General features: G+C 49.3%; 10 protein-coding genes. 7 read left to right on the top strand and 3 right to left on the bottom strand.

Annotated elements, in window-relative coordinates:
* The first annotated feature begins 7 nt into the window (after nt 1-7).
* From AC58QD_RS03350 to AC58QD_RS03320, 7 genes are all read left to right on the top strand, one after another.
* The gene (locus tag AC58QD_RS03350) at nt 8-877 is read left to right on the top strand and encodes a carbohydrate ABC transporter permease (protein ID WP_497329966.1); all 870 of its coding nucleotides are present in this window, start codon (nt 8-10) and stop codon (nt 875-877) included.
* A 45-nt stretch (nt 878-922) separates the two neighbouring features.
* Nucleotides 923-2,491 (top strand): extracellular solute-binding protein, encoded by a 1,569-nt coding sequence (locus tag AC58QD_RS03345; protein WP_497330076.1) that lies wholly within the window; start codon nt 923-925, stop codon nt 2,489-2,491.
* A 69-nt stretch (nt 2,492-2,560) separates the two neighbouring features.
* On the top strand, nt 2,561-5,101 hold the full coding sequence (locus AC58QD_RS03340) for a glycoside hydrolase family 38 N-terminal domain-containing protein (RefSeq protein ID WP_497329964.1): 2,541 nt from the start codon (nt 2,561-2,563) through the stop codon (nt 5,099-5,101).
* Between the two features lie 43 nt (nt 5,102-5,144).
* Nucleotides 5,145-6,332 carry a DegT/DnrJ/EryC1/StrS family aminotransferase gene (locus AC58QD_RS03335; protein ID WP_497329962.1) on the top strand — a complete coding sequence of 396 codons (1,188 nt, stop codon included), beginning with the start codon at nt 5,145-5,147 and terminating at the stop codon, nt 6,330-6,332.
* Between the two features lie 99 nt (nt 6,333-6,431).
* Entirely contained in the window at nt 6,432-8,180 is a 1,749-nt protein-coding gene (locus AC58QD_RS03330) for a polysaccharide deacetylase family protein (RefSeq protein WP_497329960.1), read from the top strand.
* Nucleotides 8,177-9,895 (top strand): polysaccharide deacetylase family protein, encoded by a 1,719-nt coding sequence (locus AC58QD_RS03325; RefSeq protein ID WP_497329958.1) that lies wholly within the window; start codon nt 8,177-8,179, stop codon nt 9,893-9,895. The genes AC58QD_RS03330 and AC58QD_RS03325 overlap by 4 nt, the downstream gene beginning before the upstream one ends.
* Nucleotides 9,896-9,904: 9 nt before the next feature.
* Nucleotides 9,905-12,418 carry a hypothetical protein gene (locus AC58QD_RS03320; RefSeq protein ID WP_497329956.1) on the top strand — a complete coding sequence of 838 codons (2,514 nt, stop codon included), beginning with the start codon at nt 9,905-9,907 and terminating at the stop codon, nt 12,416-12,418.
* An 83-nt stretch (nt 12,419-12,501) separates the two neighbouring features.
* On the opposite strand, the gene AC58QD_RS03315 is transcribed toward AC58QD_RS03320, so the two are convergent.
* Genes AC58QD_RS03315 through AC58QD_RS03305 form a run of 3 tightly spaced genes read right to left on the bottom strand, consistent with a single transcriptional unit; the run spans nt 12,502 to nt 16,618 of the window.
* Nucleotides 12,502-13,569: a response regulator transcription factor gene (locus tag AC58QD_RS03315; protein WP_497329954.1), complete on the bottom strand. Its 1,068-nt coding sequence runs from the start codon at nt 13,567-13,569 to the stop codon at nt 12,502-12,504.
* 33 nt (nt 13,570-13,602) lie between these two features.
* Nucleotides 13,603-15,435 carry a cache domain-containing sensor histidine kinase gene (locus AC58QD_RS03310; protein WP_497329952.1) on the bottom strand — a complete coding sequence of 611 codons (1,833 nt, stop codon included), beginning with the start codon at nt 15,433-15,435 and terminating at the stop codon, nt 13,603-13,605.
* Between the two features lie 19 nt (nt 15,436-15,454).
* Nucleotides 15,455-16,618 (bottom strand): trans-sulfuration enzyme family protein, encoded by a 1,164-nt coding sequence (locus AC58QD_RS03305; RefSeq protein ID WP_497329950.1) that lies wholly within the window; start codon nt 16,616-16,618, stop codon nt 15,455-15,457.
* Between the last annotated feature and the right edge of the window lie 8 nt (nt 16,619-16,626).

The raw sequence follows: 16,626 nt of genomic DNA, 5'->3' as shown, positions 1-16,626 counted from the left end.
ACCACCAATGATTAAAGCAACAATCCCGCAACGTACGTTCAAATTTTTCAACTATTTGTTCTTAACTTTGTTTAGTGTCACGATGCTTGTGCCCTTCTTTCATATATTGGCAGGGTCATTTAGTGGAAGCAGAGCCTTGATTGAAGGTAGAGTAAGTTTATGGCCGGTTGAATTCACCACTTCGAATTATGCAGTCGTTTTCACGGATCCCACGATCTGGAGATCATTTGGAGTAACAGTCTTGATAACTGTTGTCGGAACCGGGATTAATTTGATTCTTACCGCGTTGATGGCTTACGGGTTATCGAAGAGCGATCTAAAGGGCCGGTCATTTATATTGCTGCTAGTACTATTCACTATGATTTTCCAAGCACCGCTCATTCCAACGTACTTGCTTGTGAAATCATTAGGGATGCTTAACACGATTTGGTCCCTCATGATACCGGGTGCGATCAGTGCCTTCAATTTGATTATTATGATTTCGTTTTTCCGCAATATTCCGGATGGTTTGTTGGATTCCGCCAAAATCGATGGGTGCGGTGAATATCGTACGCTGCTTCAGATCGTAGTTCCATTGTCCAAGCCTTCCTTGCTAACGATTGGATTGTTCTATGCCGTCGGACATTGGAACAGCTATTTCTCGGCATTGTTATACGTTCGCAATCCAGATTTGCATCCACTTCAAGTCAAGCTCCGTCAGTTGATCGTGGAGGGTGATGTCGAGTCCATGATGCAGAGTACAGTTGCAACTATGCAATCTGTTGAGGGGATCAAGATGGCCTCCATTATGTTTGCCACGCTTCCTATTCTTGTGATTTATCCCTGGATTCAAAAGCATTTTGTCAAAGGCTCTATGCTAGGATCTGTAAAAGGGTAGATTATATAACAACATCTAGATAAAAGGAGAGGGTTTCAAGTGAAGATGAAAAAAACGTTTTCCGTCTTGATGAGCGCTGTTCTTGTTGGATCGGTATTAGCCGGTTGCGCAGCAAAGGAAGAGGGCAGCAAGGAGGAAGCTAATGGGAATACGAGTACCGCGCCAGCCAAAATCAGTGTTGCGTTAGGTACAGGAAACTTACCTTATGTAACGGGGTCTAGAGATATTAACGGCGACAAGTATGTTACGAAGCTGGAGCAATTGTCTAACACAGATTTGGATCTGCAGCTCATTCCTCACGAAAACTATGCCCAAAGCATCACCTTGATGTTCGCAAGCGGAGAAATGCCGAACCTCCTTCAGACCAAAGGGATCAATACACCCGAGGTGGCGCCTGCAGTTGACTCAGGAAACCTGATGCCTCTAAATGAACTGATTGATAAGTATGGCCCGAATTTGAAGAAAAACGTGCCTCAGGAATCTTGGGATTCTGCAGCCGTAAGCAAGGACGGGAAAATTTATGGAATTCCGCAAGAGAATCCGATTCGCAACGGTACGGTCACTTATATTCGTCAGGATTGGTTAGACAAGCTGAACTTGAAAGCGCCTAAGACAGTAGACGAATATATCGCGGTATTGAAAGCGTTTAAAGAAAAAGATCCAAACGGCAACGGAAAAGCAGACGAGGTTCCTTTCACAGCTCGCGCCAAGTTCTCTTTCGGTAATGCATTCTTTGGTGCTTATGATGTTCTTCCAGCCGGATGGAAGTTCCAAAATGATCAGTTAGTTCCTAACTTCATTCGCCCGGAAATGGTTGACGCACTGAAAACTTATACGAAGCTGTATGAAGAGAAGCTGCTTGACAATGAATTTTTGGTGCAGCAAGGAAAAGACTGGGATGCTAAAATCAAAGGCGCTGCTGTAGCTGGAATGTGGTCACATGCTGCTACTTATCCAGATAAATGGGAGTCAGATGTAAAAGCAGGCGACCCTACAGCAAAAGTAGCGGTTATCCCTTCTCCAGTCGGTCCAAGCGGTAAGCCTGGCGGTGCTGACTTTATCGGTTCTACCGTATCCGATTATGTGTGGGTCCTTCCGAAAAACACAAAAAATGCGATTGAAGTAATCAAATTCCTGGACTGGTACTACAGCCCGAACAAAGAGAAAGATACTTTCTTGTTATATGGAATTGAGGGTACTAATCACACTGTAGAAAATGGTAAAATAAAGTATAACTACCCTAAGAATGCTGACGAAACAGGTGCAGAATTCATGTACCAAGGATGGTTGGCGTTCACAGGACCTAAGAAATATTTAACGGACGAAGAATATATTAAAGCTAAGCCGGGAGGAGACAAAATTGTTGCATCATTGAAGGTTGCTGCTGCTGAAGGCGCGAAGAATGATGGATTAGGAATGCCTTCCATGCCGACCTTGCAAGCGCGTCCTGAGCTTAAGTTTGACGGTCTGTGGTTAGAGTATGCCTCCAAGGTTATTACCGGCAAAGAATCCGTTGATAAATTCAATGATTTTGTAGCGGATTGGAAGAAACGCGGCGGAGATCAATTAATCAAAGAAGCAACGGAATGGTATAAATCAACACAGAAGAAATAAGACAGATAGGACAACCCCCGATGCTTCATCGGGGGTTTCTCAATAACTTGTATGTGAGGAGACTATGAAATGGACAGGAATCTGCATTTGATTTGTAACGCACATCTAGATCCCGCTTGGTTATGGGAGATTGAAGAAGGAGCGGGAGAGGCGCTGTCCACATTTCGGATTGCCGCTGATTTCTGCGAGAAGTTCGAAGGCTTCGTATTCAATCACAATGAAGTGATTTTATACAAGTGGATTGAGGAGTATGATCCGGCTTTGTTTCTACGTATCCAAGAGCTTGTGCGGCAGGGAAAATGGCATATCATGGGCGGGTGGTATTTGCAGCCGGACTGCAATATGCCAAGCGGGGAGTCGTTCGTCCGTCATATGTTAGCAGGCCGTCGCTATTTTGCCGAGAAATTCGGGGTGCGTCCGACTACAGCGATTAACTTCGATCCATTCGGCCACACGCGAGGTCTTGTGCAGATTATGGCTAAAGCTGGCTTCGACTCCTATATTGTATGCCGTCCTGGGCAGAAGGACTGCCCGCTTCCTGCTGAGGAAGTGAAATGGGTCGGTTACGACGGCTCAGAGGTTATCGTGCATCGGGCGTACAGAGCTTACTTGTCTGGAAAAGGGAAGGCGCACATGAAAGTGCAGAACTGGATCAATGATTATCCGGATAAGCAGGGCGGACTAGTCTTATGGGGTATCGGCAATCACGGGGGCGGTCCTTCCCTTATTGATTTGACCAATTTGCAAGAATTGAAGGAACAGACGGATCAATATCAATTGATACACTCAACGCCAGAAGCTTATTTTGATTGGTTGAAAGGGTCCGGGACAGTGCTTCCCAAGCATGAAGGGGATTTGAACGCATGGGCAGTAGGCTGTTACACATCGCAGATTCGCATCAAGCAGAAGCATCGCTTGCTGGAGAATGAGTTGTTTATGACGGAGAAAATGATGTCTCATGCTGCTCTTGCAGGCTTAGTTCCTTATCCGGACCAAGCGATTGCGGAAGCTCAGGAAGACTTAATGTTGGCACAATTTCATGATATATTACCAGGTTCATCCGTTAAGCCCGTAGAAGAATATGGATTAAGATTAATGGATCACGGAAGAGAAATATTAGCCAGGCTCCGGTCACGCGCATTTTTCGCATTAACGGCTGGTGAACGCAAGGCCGAGGAAGGCGAGGTCCCCGTGTTCTTGTACAACCCTCATCCTTATAAGGTAAAAGGGCTATTTGAGTGTGAGTTCCAGCTGCCCCAATCTTCAAAAGGACAATACGCGAATATCGTTATGCATCGCGATGGTGTTCCTGTCCCTTGTCAGGTAGAGAAAGAGATAAGCAACTTGTACATTGATTGGCGAAAAAGAGTGGTGTTCAACGCAGAGCTTGAACCAGGACAGATGAATCGGTTTGACTGTACGGTGGAGTTTTTGCCTGAGAAGCCGAAGCCTGCCTTAACGGAGGAAGAGGGTAAGTTCATATTCCAGACGGACCGCCTTCTGGTTGAGGTGAATACCACTACCGGGTTGGTAGACGGGTTGAAGGTCGATGGAGTACCATTCTTGCTGCCAAATGCAGTACAGCCGATCGTCATAGAAGACAATGACGATGCATGGGGCAGTCAGGTGAACAGCTTCACTAAGCAGATTGGGGCCTTCAAGCTGATGTCCAAGACTAAGGGATCAAGGGTATCCGGTGTAAGAGGGAAGGCTATTCCTTCAGTTCGGGTCATCGAGGACGGCCCAGTGAGAACGGTAATAGAAGCACTTATGGAGTATGGGGCTTCGTCTATCGTTCAGCGTTATAGTCTGCCGAAGCATGGCGTGGAGATTCAAGTGGACGTCCATGTGCAGTGGAATGAAACACGTAAAATGTTAAAGCTGGCTATTCCGACCGTGTGGAAAGAAGGATCATACCTCGGGCAAGTTGCGTTTGGGGTAGAGAGATTCCCGAATGATGGGCGGGAGCTTGTTGCTCAGAAGTGGACGGCTGCGGCAAGCGTGAGTAAAGAGGAAGCAAGTCGTGGCGGAGCGATGCGCTCTGACGAGGGGTATGTTCTTACATGTGTGAATGACGGCACATACGGCTCCGATATGTCGGATGGCGTGGTACGCTTGACACTGCTGAGGTCCCCGGGCTATTCCGCACTCCCTGGCGGAGAGATGATGTACACTATGCCGAATGACCGCTATTCCAATCGGATTGATCAGGGGGAACGAAAGTTTACGTTCTGGCTGAACGGCGGTCCTGCTGCTGAGCGATTAGAGGCAATTGACCGCGAAGCGTTGGCACATAACGAGAAGCCTTATACGCTGTCATACTTCCCTTCAGGAGCAGGTACGCGGGTACAACCCCTCCTGTCACTAAGTGACGATGTTATTCAAGCTTCGGCGTTTAAGCAGGCGGATAACCTGGTTGGAGCAGCTGCAGGCGGACAATATATTGTTCGTTTGTTCGAGCCAACAGGTATCGCAAGAGAAGCGGTGCTGTCCATTCCCATATTAGGGATTGATGCGAAAGTTAGCTTAGGTGCCTTTGAGATCAAGACTTACAGAGTAAATGCGGCTTCAAGAACAGTTGAGGAAGAGACGTTAATGGAGTCTTTGTAAGGAAATATGAACTGTGCAAGAAAAACAAGGAGAGATTAACATCATGAATAAACTTGCTATCCATGGAGGGAGTCCGGTGCGTACAGCACCGTTCCCGACTTGGCCTATATTCGGTGAAGAGGAAGAACGGTTGATCCTGGAGGTTGTCCGATCAGGGAAGTGGGGCGGCTCTAATCGCAATAAGCTGCCAGAATTCGAAGCACAGTTCGCTGCGATGCATGATGCGGCACATGCTGTAACCGTGGTAAACGGCACGATTGGTCTTACGATAGCTCTTCAGGCATGCGGAGTAAATCCCGGGGATGAGGTCATTATGCCGCCGTATACGTTCATTGCGACTGCATCGTGTGCGTTGATGTTCGGAGCAATCCCGGTATTCGTAGATGTAGAACCGAACTCCATGCTGCTTGACCCGGAGCTGGTTGAAGCTGCAATAACACCGAGAACGAAAGCCATTATAGCCGTGCATATCGCAGGAGCCCCTGCTAATATGACGAGGCTCAAAGAGATTGCAGACAAGCATGGATTGCGTTTGATCGAAGACTCAGCGCAAGGTGTTGGAGCATCGTGGGATGGCAAGCCGGTTGGAGCGCTCGGAGACTTTGGATCGTTCAGCTTCCAGTCTGGCAAAAACGTCACCTCGGGCGAAGGCGGGATTCTGCTGACGAACAATGAGGAATTGGCCGATATGGCTTGGTCGCTGTCTAACGTAGGCCGCATTCGGAAAGGTGCTTGGTACCAGCATGAGCACATTGGCTGGAATCTGCGAATGACAGAATTCCAGGCGGCGATATTAATCGCACAGTTAACGCGCTATGAGGAACAATTGAAGCTGCGTGATCGAAATGCCAAGCTGCTGAACGAACAGGTGGCCAGCATCGATGGATTGCGAACACTTCAGCTGGACCCGAGGGTTACGCAGCACGCACATCATATGTTCATGTTCGCTCTCGATGAAGCTGCGGCCAGAGTCGACAAAGAGACGTTTATACAGCAGATGAATGCTGAAGGCATACCGCTGCACCCCGGCTATATTACATTGAATAAGAACAAAGCGGTATTGAATGAAATCGAGAAGTGGACCGGGAAGGTTATGGAGCAGAGCTGCCCAATTAGTGAGCGATTCGCGGAGAAGGAAGGTCTGTGGCTGCATCAGAACGTCTTGCTCGGCTCGGAGCAGGATATGGAAGATATCGTGAAGGCATTGAAAAAAGTAATGGGTGCTATTTAATAAGCAACTAACTTAAGAAACAACCAAGATAAGAAACATCGGAAAAACCATCTAACTGGAATAGGATCCCGTAATTGTGAGCGAATGGAGTGATTGTGAATGAAAATGGCCAGGCTTGGCGTCTTGCTGGATCGGCAAACGCTGGAACGAAGATGGTCGTTCCGATTAAATGCGTTTGAAGTGTATGTGCAAGAGCTGCTCTCCCATCGGGGAATACCGTATGAGACGATTGGCTCGCTGGACGAGCTGGATCTCCACAGCTTCGACATGCTCTTGGTGGCCGTCGCGCCGGAAACACGCGACGCTGCGGCTCGTCTGTGGCGGTACGCCGAAGAGGGCGGCCGCATCTTAGCATGCGGCGGCCTTAACGCGCTTGCGCCGCGCCTCGGCTACGTCCGAGGGGAAGCGCTCAGCGCGGGTTACGCAATGCTGCCGGAGGCGTCAGGCGCCGACCGGCCATTGCGCTTCCTGCAGGCGAACCCGTGGGTGCGCCTGCAAGGTGTGCCGGCCGGTGCGGCCGATGCGGTGCCAGTCGCCGAGGAGTTCGGCGACTTGGCAAGCGGCCGGCCCGACGGGCCGCGGGTTGGCGCTGCGCTGCAGCGCTTTGCGATCGGACAAGGGTATATCGACCGCTGGGCGGTTGATATACCTGGGACGATTGTCGGGCTGCAGCAGGGGCTTGGCCCTGTGCTCGAGGACGGCGTACCTGCGCCGGATGGGACAGGTGCCGTGGACGACGGCGTGCTCAAGGCTGATGATCGATGCGAGTTGGACTGGACGCATGATCGTCTGCAGACAGAGACGGGCGCCCTTTACTTCGCTCATCCCTATGCGGACTTGTGGCGTGAAGTTTTCACGGGCCATTTGGTGCGCAGTGCGGCTGAGCTAGGCTTAAGTCTTCCGTTTGTCGGCTATTGGCCAGCCGGCGTTTCACAGGTCGCTTTGGTCTCCCACGATAGCGACGGTAATAAGGATGAGCACGCCGAGTCCACACTTAGCACGCTTGCTGAGTGCGGGATGCATTCGACATGGTGTATGTTAGAGTCAGGTTACTCAGCGGAGATTTATGAACGGATACAAGCAGACGGACACGAGCTGGCTTTTCATTATAATGCGGTTGAAGTGGACGATGGGATATGGGACGGTGATGAATTCACCCGACAATTAACTTGGCTTAGAGATGCGACAGGCTTGGAGCGCATAGCGTCCAACAAGAATCATTTGACTCGTTACGAAGGCTGGGGGGAGCTGTTCCGCTGGTGCGAAGCGAATCAGATCGATTCGGACCAAACCCGGGGACCGAGTAAGAAAGGAAACGTCGGGTTTATATTCGGGACCTGCCATCCTTATTTCCCTGTAGCTTGGGCGGACGAACAGAACCGGAATTACAATGTGTTGGAGGTAGGCTTCCTCACACAGGATCTGGACATTGGAAAATGGTCAGATAGCAGTGTGATTGTTCCCTTCCTTGATCAGGTCCGAAGTGTCGAAGGGGTTGCGCATTTCTTATTCCACCAGATTCACATCCATAACCGCGAAGAGGTTCGCCGTTCCATGCAGCTATTAGCGGATGAGGCTCGCAATAGAGACTTCGTATTCTGGACCTGTGAGCGGATCAATGATTGGGAGCGTACTCGCCGAACATTAGCCATTCAAGGATTAACCAATAACTCTACAGCTGCTGTTCAGGTCGGGTCCTGTCCAACCCAATCTGTGGAAGGTGAGACTGCAATCGTCTGGATACCTCAGCCGGAAATGTCAGTTTTGCAAGAGGGCATGGTCATGAAATATGGAGTGATTTGTGCGCCTAACCAAGTCAACTTAACAGCGGAAGGGTTAAACTCATGACAAAGACAGCTCAGACACGAGTAGCCCGCTTGGGAGTTCTCCTGGATCAATCGTGCAGTCATAAGAGATGGTCGCTCGGATTGAATGTATTCGAGGGCTTCATCACAGAACTATTGGGTCATGCGGGAATTCCGCATATTGTTTATACGAGCACCAAAGAGGCTGTAGAAGCCACGCCGGATATCCTGATAGCCGCTGTCGCAGACAGTGATCGGATCACGGCCAATCTTCTATGGGAATATGCGGAGCAAGGCGGTACGCTTATTGCTTATGGCGGGCTTAACGTGCTAGCCCCCAAGCTTGGCTTTATGCGTACAGGTGACACAGGTAAAGGTTACACCAGGCTCCCGGATGGTCTCTACACGGCAGATCGGCCCTTGAGACATCTAAGTGCTGAGCCATGGATCAGGAAGCAGGATACAAGCGCTAGCACAGACGATGGCGATGCCATAGGTGTGCTGCACCGCGAGCATCCGGACGGAACTCCGTCCGGCCCGGCGCTTCAACGCTTCGCGATTGGGCGCGGCAAGCTGGAGCGCTGGTCGGTCGCCGCGCTACAGACAATCGTCGGCTTGCAGCAAGGCAGCAAGCCGGTACTAGAGGATGGCGTCCCCGCTCCTGACGGGACCGCCGCCGTGAACGACGCCGTCCTTAAGGCGGACGACGTCGCGGAGATGGACTGGCTGCACGATAGGCAGCGCACCGCTGCGGGGGAGCTCTACTTCGCCCATCCCTACGCCGATCTGTGGAAGGAGGTGCTTGTGTCGCATCTGCTTCATACCGCTTCCGCTCAGAGCTTGATTCTGCCCTTTATCGACTACTGGCCTGATGGCGTTTCGCAAGTGGCGCTTTTATCGCTGGATAGCGATCATACACAGGATGAAGAGGGCACCACTACACTGGACTTGCTCGAGGAGTGTGCGGTTCCGGCCACTTGGTGTATGATGGCGCCTTGGTACAGCTCTGCCTTATACGAACGGATCGAGCAGAATGGGCATGAGCTGGCGCTTCACTATAACGCGGTGTCTGCTGACAACGGGACCTGGTCGGAGGAGGCTTTTCACGAACAGGCCACAGCAATGAGAGCTTCAGCTAATCTCACAAGAATCATCTCCAACAAGAATCATTTGACTCGGATAGAAGGCTGGGGACAATTATTCCAATGGTGCGAGGCGAACGGCATCGAATCGGAACAATCTCGAGGGAACAGCAAGAAGGGCAGCGTAGGTTATTTGTACGGCACCGCCCATCCCTATTATCCAATGGCCTGGAACGATGAGCATAATCGGTTCTACAACGTATTGCAAATCGGGTTTCATTATGGTGATTTTCTGCAATGTGATACAAGTATGATTCCGTCGTTATTAGAACAAGCTGCACGTGTTCGAGGGGTAGCGCATTTTGTTTTTCATCAAATTCACATTCATCGCAAGGAACCGATTCGAGCGTTCCTGCGGGAATACGTTGCTGCAGCTAAACAGATGGGCTTCACCTTTTGGACTGGACAGCAGATTAATGAGTGGGAGCGTACCCGCCGCGCTTGGCTGCATACAGTCATCAGCGATGACGGAACCTTAGTCTCACAAACTTCTGATACTCAGCTAGAGGAAGCTGTCTTCTGGATCCCTTGCGAAGAAAGCAGCGAGCAGTACGACCACCAGGAAATGCGTTTCGGGATGTTATGCGGCAAACAACAGATCAGGAACAGGAAGTGACACGCGACTATGCAATTTACACCTTCAAAAGAGGTATGGAATATTCAGCCTGTACAATGGAACCGAGCTTCTGAGAACGAGATGTCGCATCGCTTGTACCGCATCCTGCTGCGCTGGATCCCCTTCGCCGTGAAGCAATACGGGACATGGGAGGGCAAGCCGAATTGCGGTCATTTCTTCGGTGGGACGTTCTGGTACCAAGCAGATTCCGCCCATGTCTCAGCTATTTTTGCTGCACTGTCCAAGTTAGGGGAATTCGACGAATCACTTACCGCAGGGGTGACTCAAGAGCAGCTTAAGCAAATGGCGATCTCAGCTATTCGCTACATGGGCTTTACCCATGACACTGGTCCAGCAGAGTGTGTGCGTACTGCAGGGGTGCTTCCATATACGAGCGAGAAAAAGTGGGGAGGACATGGAGACAGCTTCTTCATGTCCAGTCAGAATGGACGCAGCGTGGCAGCGATGGGATGTGCGGCATGGTTGCTTTGGGAAGATCTTGATCAGGAGACGAAGCTGCTAGTGCAGGACGTTGCGGCTAGCTACGCTGACAAATGGTGCGATGATGAACCGCGGAACGGCGTCTATTACGATACGCAATGCGAAGAGAACGCATGGACGGCAGCAGGAATCTCAGCTGCGCTAGCGATGTTCCCTGATCACCCTCATCATGAGGCATGGAGGAAGGGCTTCGTGAACTGGTCCATGAATACAGTTACAACGTTCAAGGATAGACTGACCTTCCCATCCGGACTTGTCGATGCCCATGAAGGGATGAAAGTAACAACGGTTACCTTCCATCCGGATTTTACATCCGAAAACCATGCGTTCGTCCATCCAAGCTATTATTCAGCTGGCACGAATCTTCGATCCATCCATGGAGTGTTCGCGTTACTAAGCGGTCAACCTGTGATGGAATGCGCCCTGCATAACAATGTGCCTTTATATGAACGCACTATTAAGATCTGGTCCCAATTCGATGGGTTGAACGTTCCTGTGCAAGGGCAGGACTGGTGGTATAATCGGCAGCACGAGCGTCAATTAACGCATACGATTCTGAATGTGCTTCACGGCCATTCGGATGCGGCGCGTTTTGCTCGCGAAGCACTTACGTCCATTGAAGCGATCCAGGCCAGTAATACAAAAGGAGCCTTGTTAGAGGAAAACGGGGAAGAATGCGTGATTAATCGGGCGCATGCTCAGTTTGCCAAAGATTTGGAGCATGGATCGGCCTATGATCTTGCCATCTCGTATTTGCTTCATGTGTTCGGCGGTCCCGGTGCAGAACCAAGCGAGCAGCAAGAAATGATGGGACGACTAACTGGCGTATACGAATATCCTTTTGGAGGTTCCATCGTTCAAAGAACCGTGAATTCGTTCACGAGCTTCACTTGGCGGAATAATGTTATGGCGCTTAATTTACCTGCTAAGGGATTATGGAATATTACACCGTTATATGCGAGCTACACCGGCACTTTGAAGACTGAGCTTATCCATGAATCTCTTGGTCTGGAGCATCAAGCCGGCCAATCTGCTCCTAGAGCCTTATCGAATGAATCTATTATACGCAGCGTTGACAAAGAACGAATCACTTCCTACGCCGAAGGATTCGGAGCGGTAGTAAGAATTGCACGCGGTTCAGATCATCAGCTTAAGCAGGATGTTGCCTTCATTGCTCTGCCGCAAGGCACGAGTATCTATGTAGAGAGGTTCAACGTGTTGAAGCCATGCCGTGTACAGGATTGGAGAACCGGTACGATCGGAATTCGTAACGAATATTATTCCGAGATGCCTGAACTGGCAGCGGGAAAACGCACGCTTTATATGGAACAAGGAGAAGCTTCCGTATACCGCGGATTCTATGGGAAAGAGCCCGATCTGACGGAATCCCACGGAATACAATCCTATGTCAATGTCGACCACAAGATCGGATATTTATTATTTGGCTCGCGCGGTGTGAACTATTGCAATCGTCACGAATATCCGAAATGGAAAGGTGTCGAAGATATTTTAACGCTGAATGATATGGGCGAGGCGGCTTTTGACCAACCGCAACAGCTGGAGCCTTTTATCGTCGTATCTCTTCCCAATCAGTCTCTGGAGCAGACGGTGGAAAGCCACTCCCACACTTCCAGATGGAACAGCGGCCATTCAGACATCGAACTGCTCGATGTAGACGGAACGTTAGTTTTTGCATCTTTCGCCGATGATGACGTGCATGTTGCGGCTAGTATCCCCTTGAAGACGGGTACATTCCATGTTTACGAGGGAAGCTATGCCATCAGCAAAGGACAGAGTACGTGGTCCAGACGTATCGAAGCGTATCGAAGCGGTTATTGGATCAGCCAATATCAGTTAGCGATTCAAGATATCTCAGCTTCGCAGCTTGAAGTGATCTCCACTGGCAAACGTCTCGTTATTGTCAATCGATCTGATATAGATGCAACGATCTCAATCCGTGATCAATATACAGGAGCTACAGAGCAAATCGTTGTTTCTTCAGGCGCTACCTGGATGAATTAGAACACAGAGAAACCCGCTTCAGCTATTATTGCTGCAAGCGGGTTTCTTCATTCTGTCAGCGGCATCCATTTCACGGGCCTGGCTTACTTCACCCCAAGCCGTTTCCGGTAATCGGTAGGAGAGACGCCCGTATGTTTCTTGAACACTTTGGCAAAATGAGGGTAGTCCTCATAACCGATCTGCAAGGCGATTTCGTATGTTTTGAAGCGTGCGTCAGCGAGCAGCTCCTTCGCCTTTTCCAATCGAAGCTGGGTCAAGTAGAGCACGAAGCTGACCCCTATCTCCTGTTTGAATACACGGCTGAAGTAAGAGGGAGATACTTCAGATACCTCAGCCACTCGCTGCAGATCAATATCGGCATCTGCATAATGGTCCTTCATATATTCCACCGCCCTGTGGAGGTGATGGTGAGTGCCCCACTTCCTAGTCGAGCGCAGCTCTTCGATCCATTCGTCGAGTAAGCTGCAGACGGCCTGCAACTGCTCCTGAGACCCGTCAGGCCACTTAACAGGAGTTTCTTCGGAGGCCAATATACCCTTCTTCATAGGCTCAAGCTGCAGGCTCTCCAGTTCTCCTGTCAGCAGGGTAATCAGATCCGCATATCGCTCCATTAGCTCACCGGCAGTAGGGTTGTCCGAGATAAAATCGGAATGGATAGTCTCCAAGGTTTCCTTCACTGCCTCTGAATTGAGCACCCAGAGCTGATTCGTAAGCGCGCTTAGGTGGCTTTTACTATAGAGCAGCCATTCGCTTCTCTTGGAAGCCGCTCGTTGTGACTCCTCTAGCTTTTCAGTCAACCGCTCCAGCATGCTTTGAAACATGGCGGGTTTAATCGGCTTCAACAAATAATCGAAGGCCCCCATCCGCAATGCCTTTTGTGCATAACCGAAATCATCATAGCCTGACAAGATGACAATCTGCGTAGATTTCTTGCTCGCTTTTACAGCTTCCATACATTCAAGTCCATCCATAACTGGCATCCGAATATCGGTGATGAGCAGGTCAGGAGACCATTGATCAACAAGCGCCATCGCTTCTTGTCCATCCTCAGCCTCACCAACCACCTGGTAAGGATACCCGCTCTGCTCGATCAATTTGCACAAACTGCGTTTGATCATATACTCATCATCGGCTAATACGATTGTATACATAGGTCCTCCTGCTAGCACTATGAAGTCGTTCGTTTATCTGCTTTCCGTGGGCAGCATAATTTGAATGGTTGTGCCTGACGAGTTCGATTGTGTAATTTCCAAACCATATGGGGCGCCGAACAGCAAGCGAATCCGGTGATGCACATTCCACATCCCGATTCCTCTCTTGGTAAGACCTGGAGAGCCCGCATTGGCATTCATATCCTTACTCGAATCCAGATGATCCGTATCGGAATCTCTGCTGTTGAATATCAAATTCATTGCATCCACTTGTTCGGGAGACATTCCTCCGCCGTGATCCTTTACGGTCACTATATAGGCATCCGCATTTAGCTCACCGTGGATCCCGATATAAGCGGGACGCAGCTTTTGACGCTCATACCCGTGAATGAAGGCATTCTCAACAATCGGTTGGATAAGCAGCCTTGCCGCCTTCACGCGAGCTGTCTGTTGATCATCCGTATCGAGCTCTACTATGAGAGAACGATAGCGCTCCTTCTGAATCTCGAAATAGCTTCGCAAGTGTTCGATTTCTTCCTTTAGTGTAACGATCTCATTCGGACTACCTACACTATATCGGAATAGATCGGAGAGGGCCGTAGTCATATTGCTTATGGGGATAACCCCTTCTACAAGAGCATGAGAGTTAATTACCTCGAGCGTATTGTACAGAAAATGGGGATTGATCTGAGACTGCAGGGCGAGCATAACCGCCTCCCGTTGCTGGAGCTGAAGCTCTTTTTCCTTAAGCTCTGAAGTATGCACAACTTCGATCAATCGACGAATTTCACTGACCATTTTATTAAAGCTTCGATTCAATTTGCCGATCTCATCATCTCTTCGTTCTGGTGCCTTTACGTTCAGATCCCCGTTCTCAGCCCTGTGCATGAGCCGTTGCAGCAATAATAACGATCTTGATAAATAGAAGGAGAATCCGCTCAACATCGCCAGAACGAACAAAATTAACACGATCCCTACCCAGATGGACAAGTTGCGAGTGGCGATCAATTCACCTGCCAGCTCTTTTAATGGCACTTCAGACACCATAATCCAGCCATTTAAAGGCGAGCGATGAAAAACAGTTAACAATTCATTATCACCAGTGCCTTTGAAGAAATATCCCTCTGGGAATCCTCCGTAATACTCTTGATCTTCTTGTGATATAGGCTTGTATAGAAGCTCAGGATTGGTGTGATACACATATAATCCGTTAGAGTCGATCAGGGAGATTTTTCCCGTTTCCCCCAGCTTAATATTTTGCACGATGCGGTTAACCTGATTCACGCTCAAATCAAACATAAGAAAACCGGTCGTCTCGTAACGCTGAGTATCCCAGAACTTGCGTATGACCGTAATAATCGGATTTGACTGATCGAAAGTAAGGCCCATGACCTTATACGTTTCCTGATCCTTCAAATTATCCAGCTTGAGCAGTTTGGCAGCGCGTTCCCGATCCGTATTGACGTAATTCGCAAATACTCCTTTCTGAGAAACGATAGCGAATCCGTATATATCAGTTCGGCCGAAAAGTAAATTTGGCAGCAAATTTCGCTCTATCTGGGCTTTGTATCCATTTAATTCCAAGTAGTCATCCGGATCCAGCTTCATGAAATCTTGAATAACGGGATTAGAAACCATAGGGAATGTAGATCGTTCTAGATCGGTGAAATAAGCGTCTAATTGAGAAGTCGTTTGCCTGACCAATTCCTGATTCACTTTGCGGGCATTCTCTTTAATCGTTTCGTTTGACTTCTGAAACCAGATCAGTCCCAACAATAGAAAGGGAACGCATAGGAAAGCGATAATAATGATATTGATCTTGGCGTTGATGGACAAGGCAGCAATAGAGCGGTATACGCGTGACAACCAGGCACTCATAGGCTGTTTAATGACGCAGCGTCAGCAGGGCCTGATCGAGATCTTCCATCAACGATTGAGGCTGCTCAAGTCCGACCGAGATTCTGACTAAGCCTTGCGGAATTCCGGTCATTACGCTCATTTCTTCGTTTATTCCAACCCCTGGCGTATTAATTAAGCTCTCAAAACCGCCCCAGCTTGGGCCGAGCTCGAAGTATCGCAGACTGCGTATCATATCCATAATGGCTTGGTCGGTTCCTTTTGGGACGAAGCTCATTAGACCGCTGTATCCAGTCATCTGCCGTTTACCCAGTTCATATTGCGGATGGCTTTCAAGCCCTGGATAAAGGACACGTTCTACTAAGGGATGACTTTCCAGAAAGGCAGCAACTTGCATGGCGCTTTCTTGATGCTGCCTCATGCGCACAGGAAGGGTGCGTAAGCCGCGTGTCAGTAGCCAGGATTGATGAGGATCCATGTTCGAACCGAACAATGCACGTTCTCGATGCATGATTGTTTCCATCATATCTGCTTGTCCAATAAGCACTCCGCCAATGATATCACTGTGACCTCCCAAATACTTGGAAGCCGAATGCACGACCATATCTATTCCGTACTTGAGCGGGTTTTGATAGAGCGGTGTGGCCCATGTGTTATCGATAATGGTTGCAATACCATGAGATTTGGCCAGAGCGGCTACAGCCTGCAAATCTTGCATTTCGAACAGATGAGAAGAGGGGCTCTCCAGAAAGATCAACTTCGTATTTGGGCGTATAGCTTGTTCGATTTCTGAAGTGCTGCCCGATTTCACGAACGTGACATCGACCCCGAATGATTGCAAGTAGGAGCTAAGAAACTCTCTCGTAGGTCCATAAGCGCTGCGAATACATACGACATGACTGTCCTTCGACATCCAATACATAATGGCAGCAGAGATTGCACCCATACCGGAGGAGAAACACTTGGCGGATTGACCTTCTTCTAATGCGGCGATTTTCTGCTCGGCAACTTCTGTTGTGGGGTTGCTTACCCGTGTATATACATACCCGTGATCGGTAGTTTTTCGCGTGAATAAGGAGTTCTGGAATATAGGAGGCACAATGGCTCCGAGATAACGGTCATAATCGTCTCCCAAGTGTGCGCATATATCCTCTTTGGTCCAGTTGTAGTCGGATTGTTTCTTAGATGTCATGGTTTTGC

This window comes from Paenibacillus sp. J2R1T-4, assembly GCF_059692235.1.
This window is presented reverse-complemented; position numbering and strand designations above follow the sequence as displayed.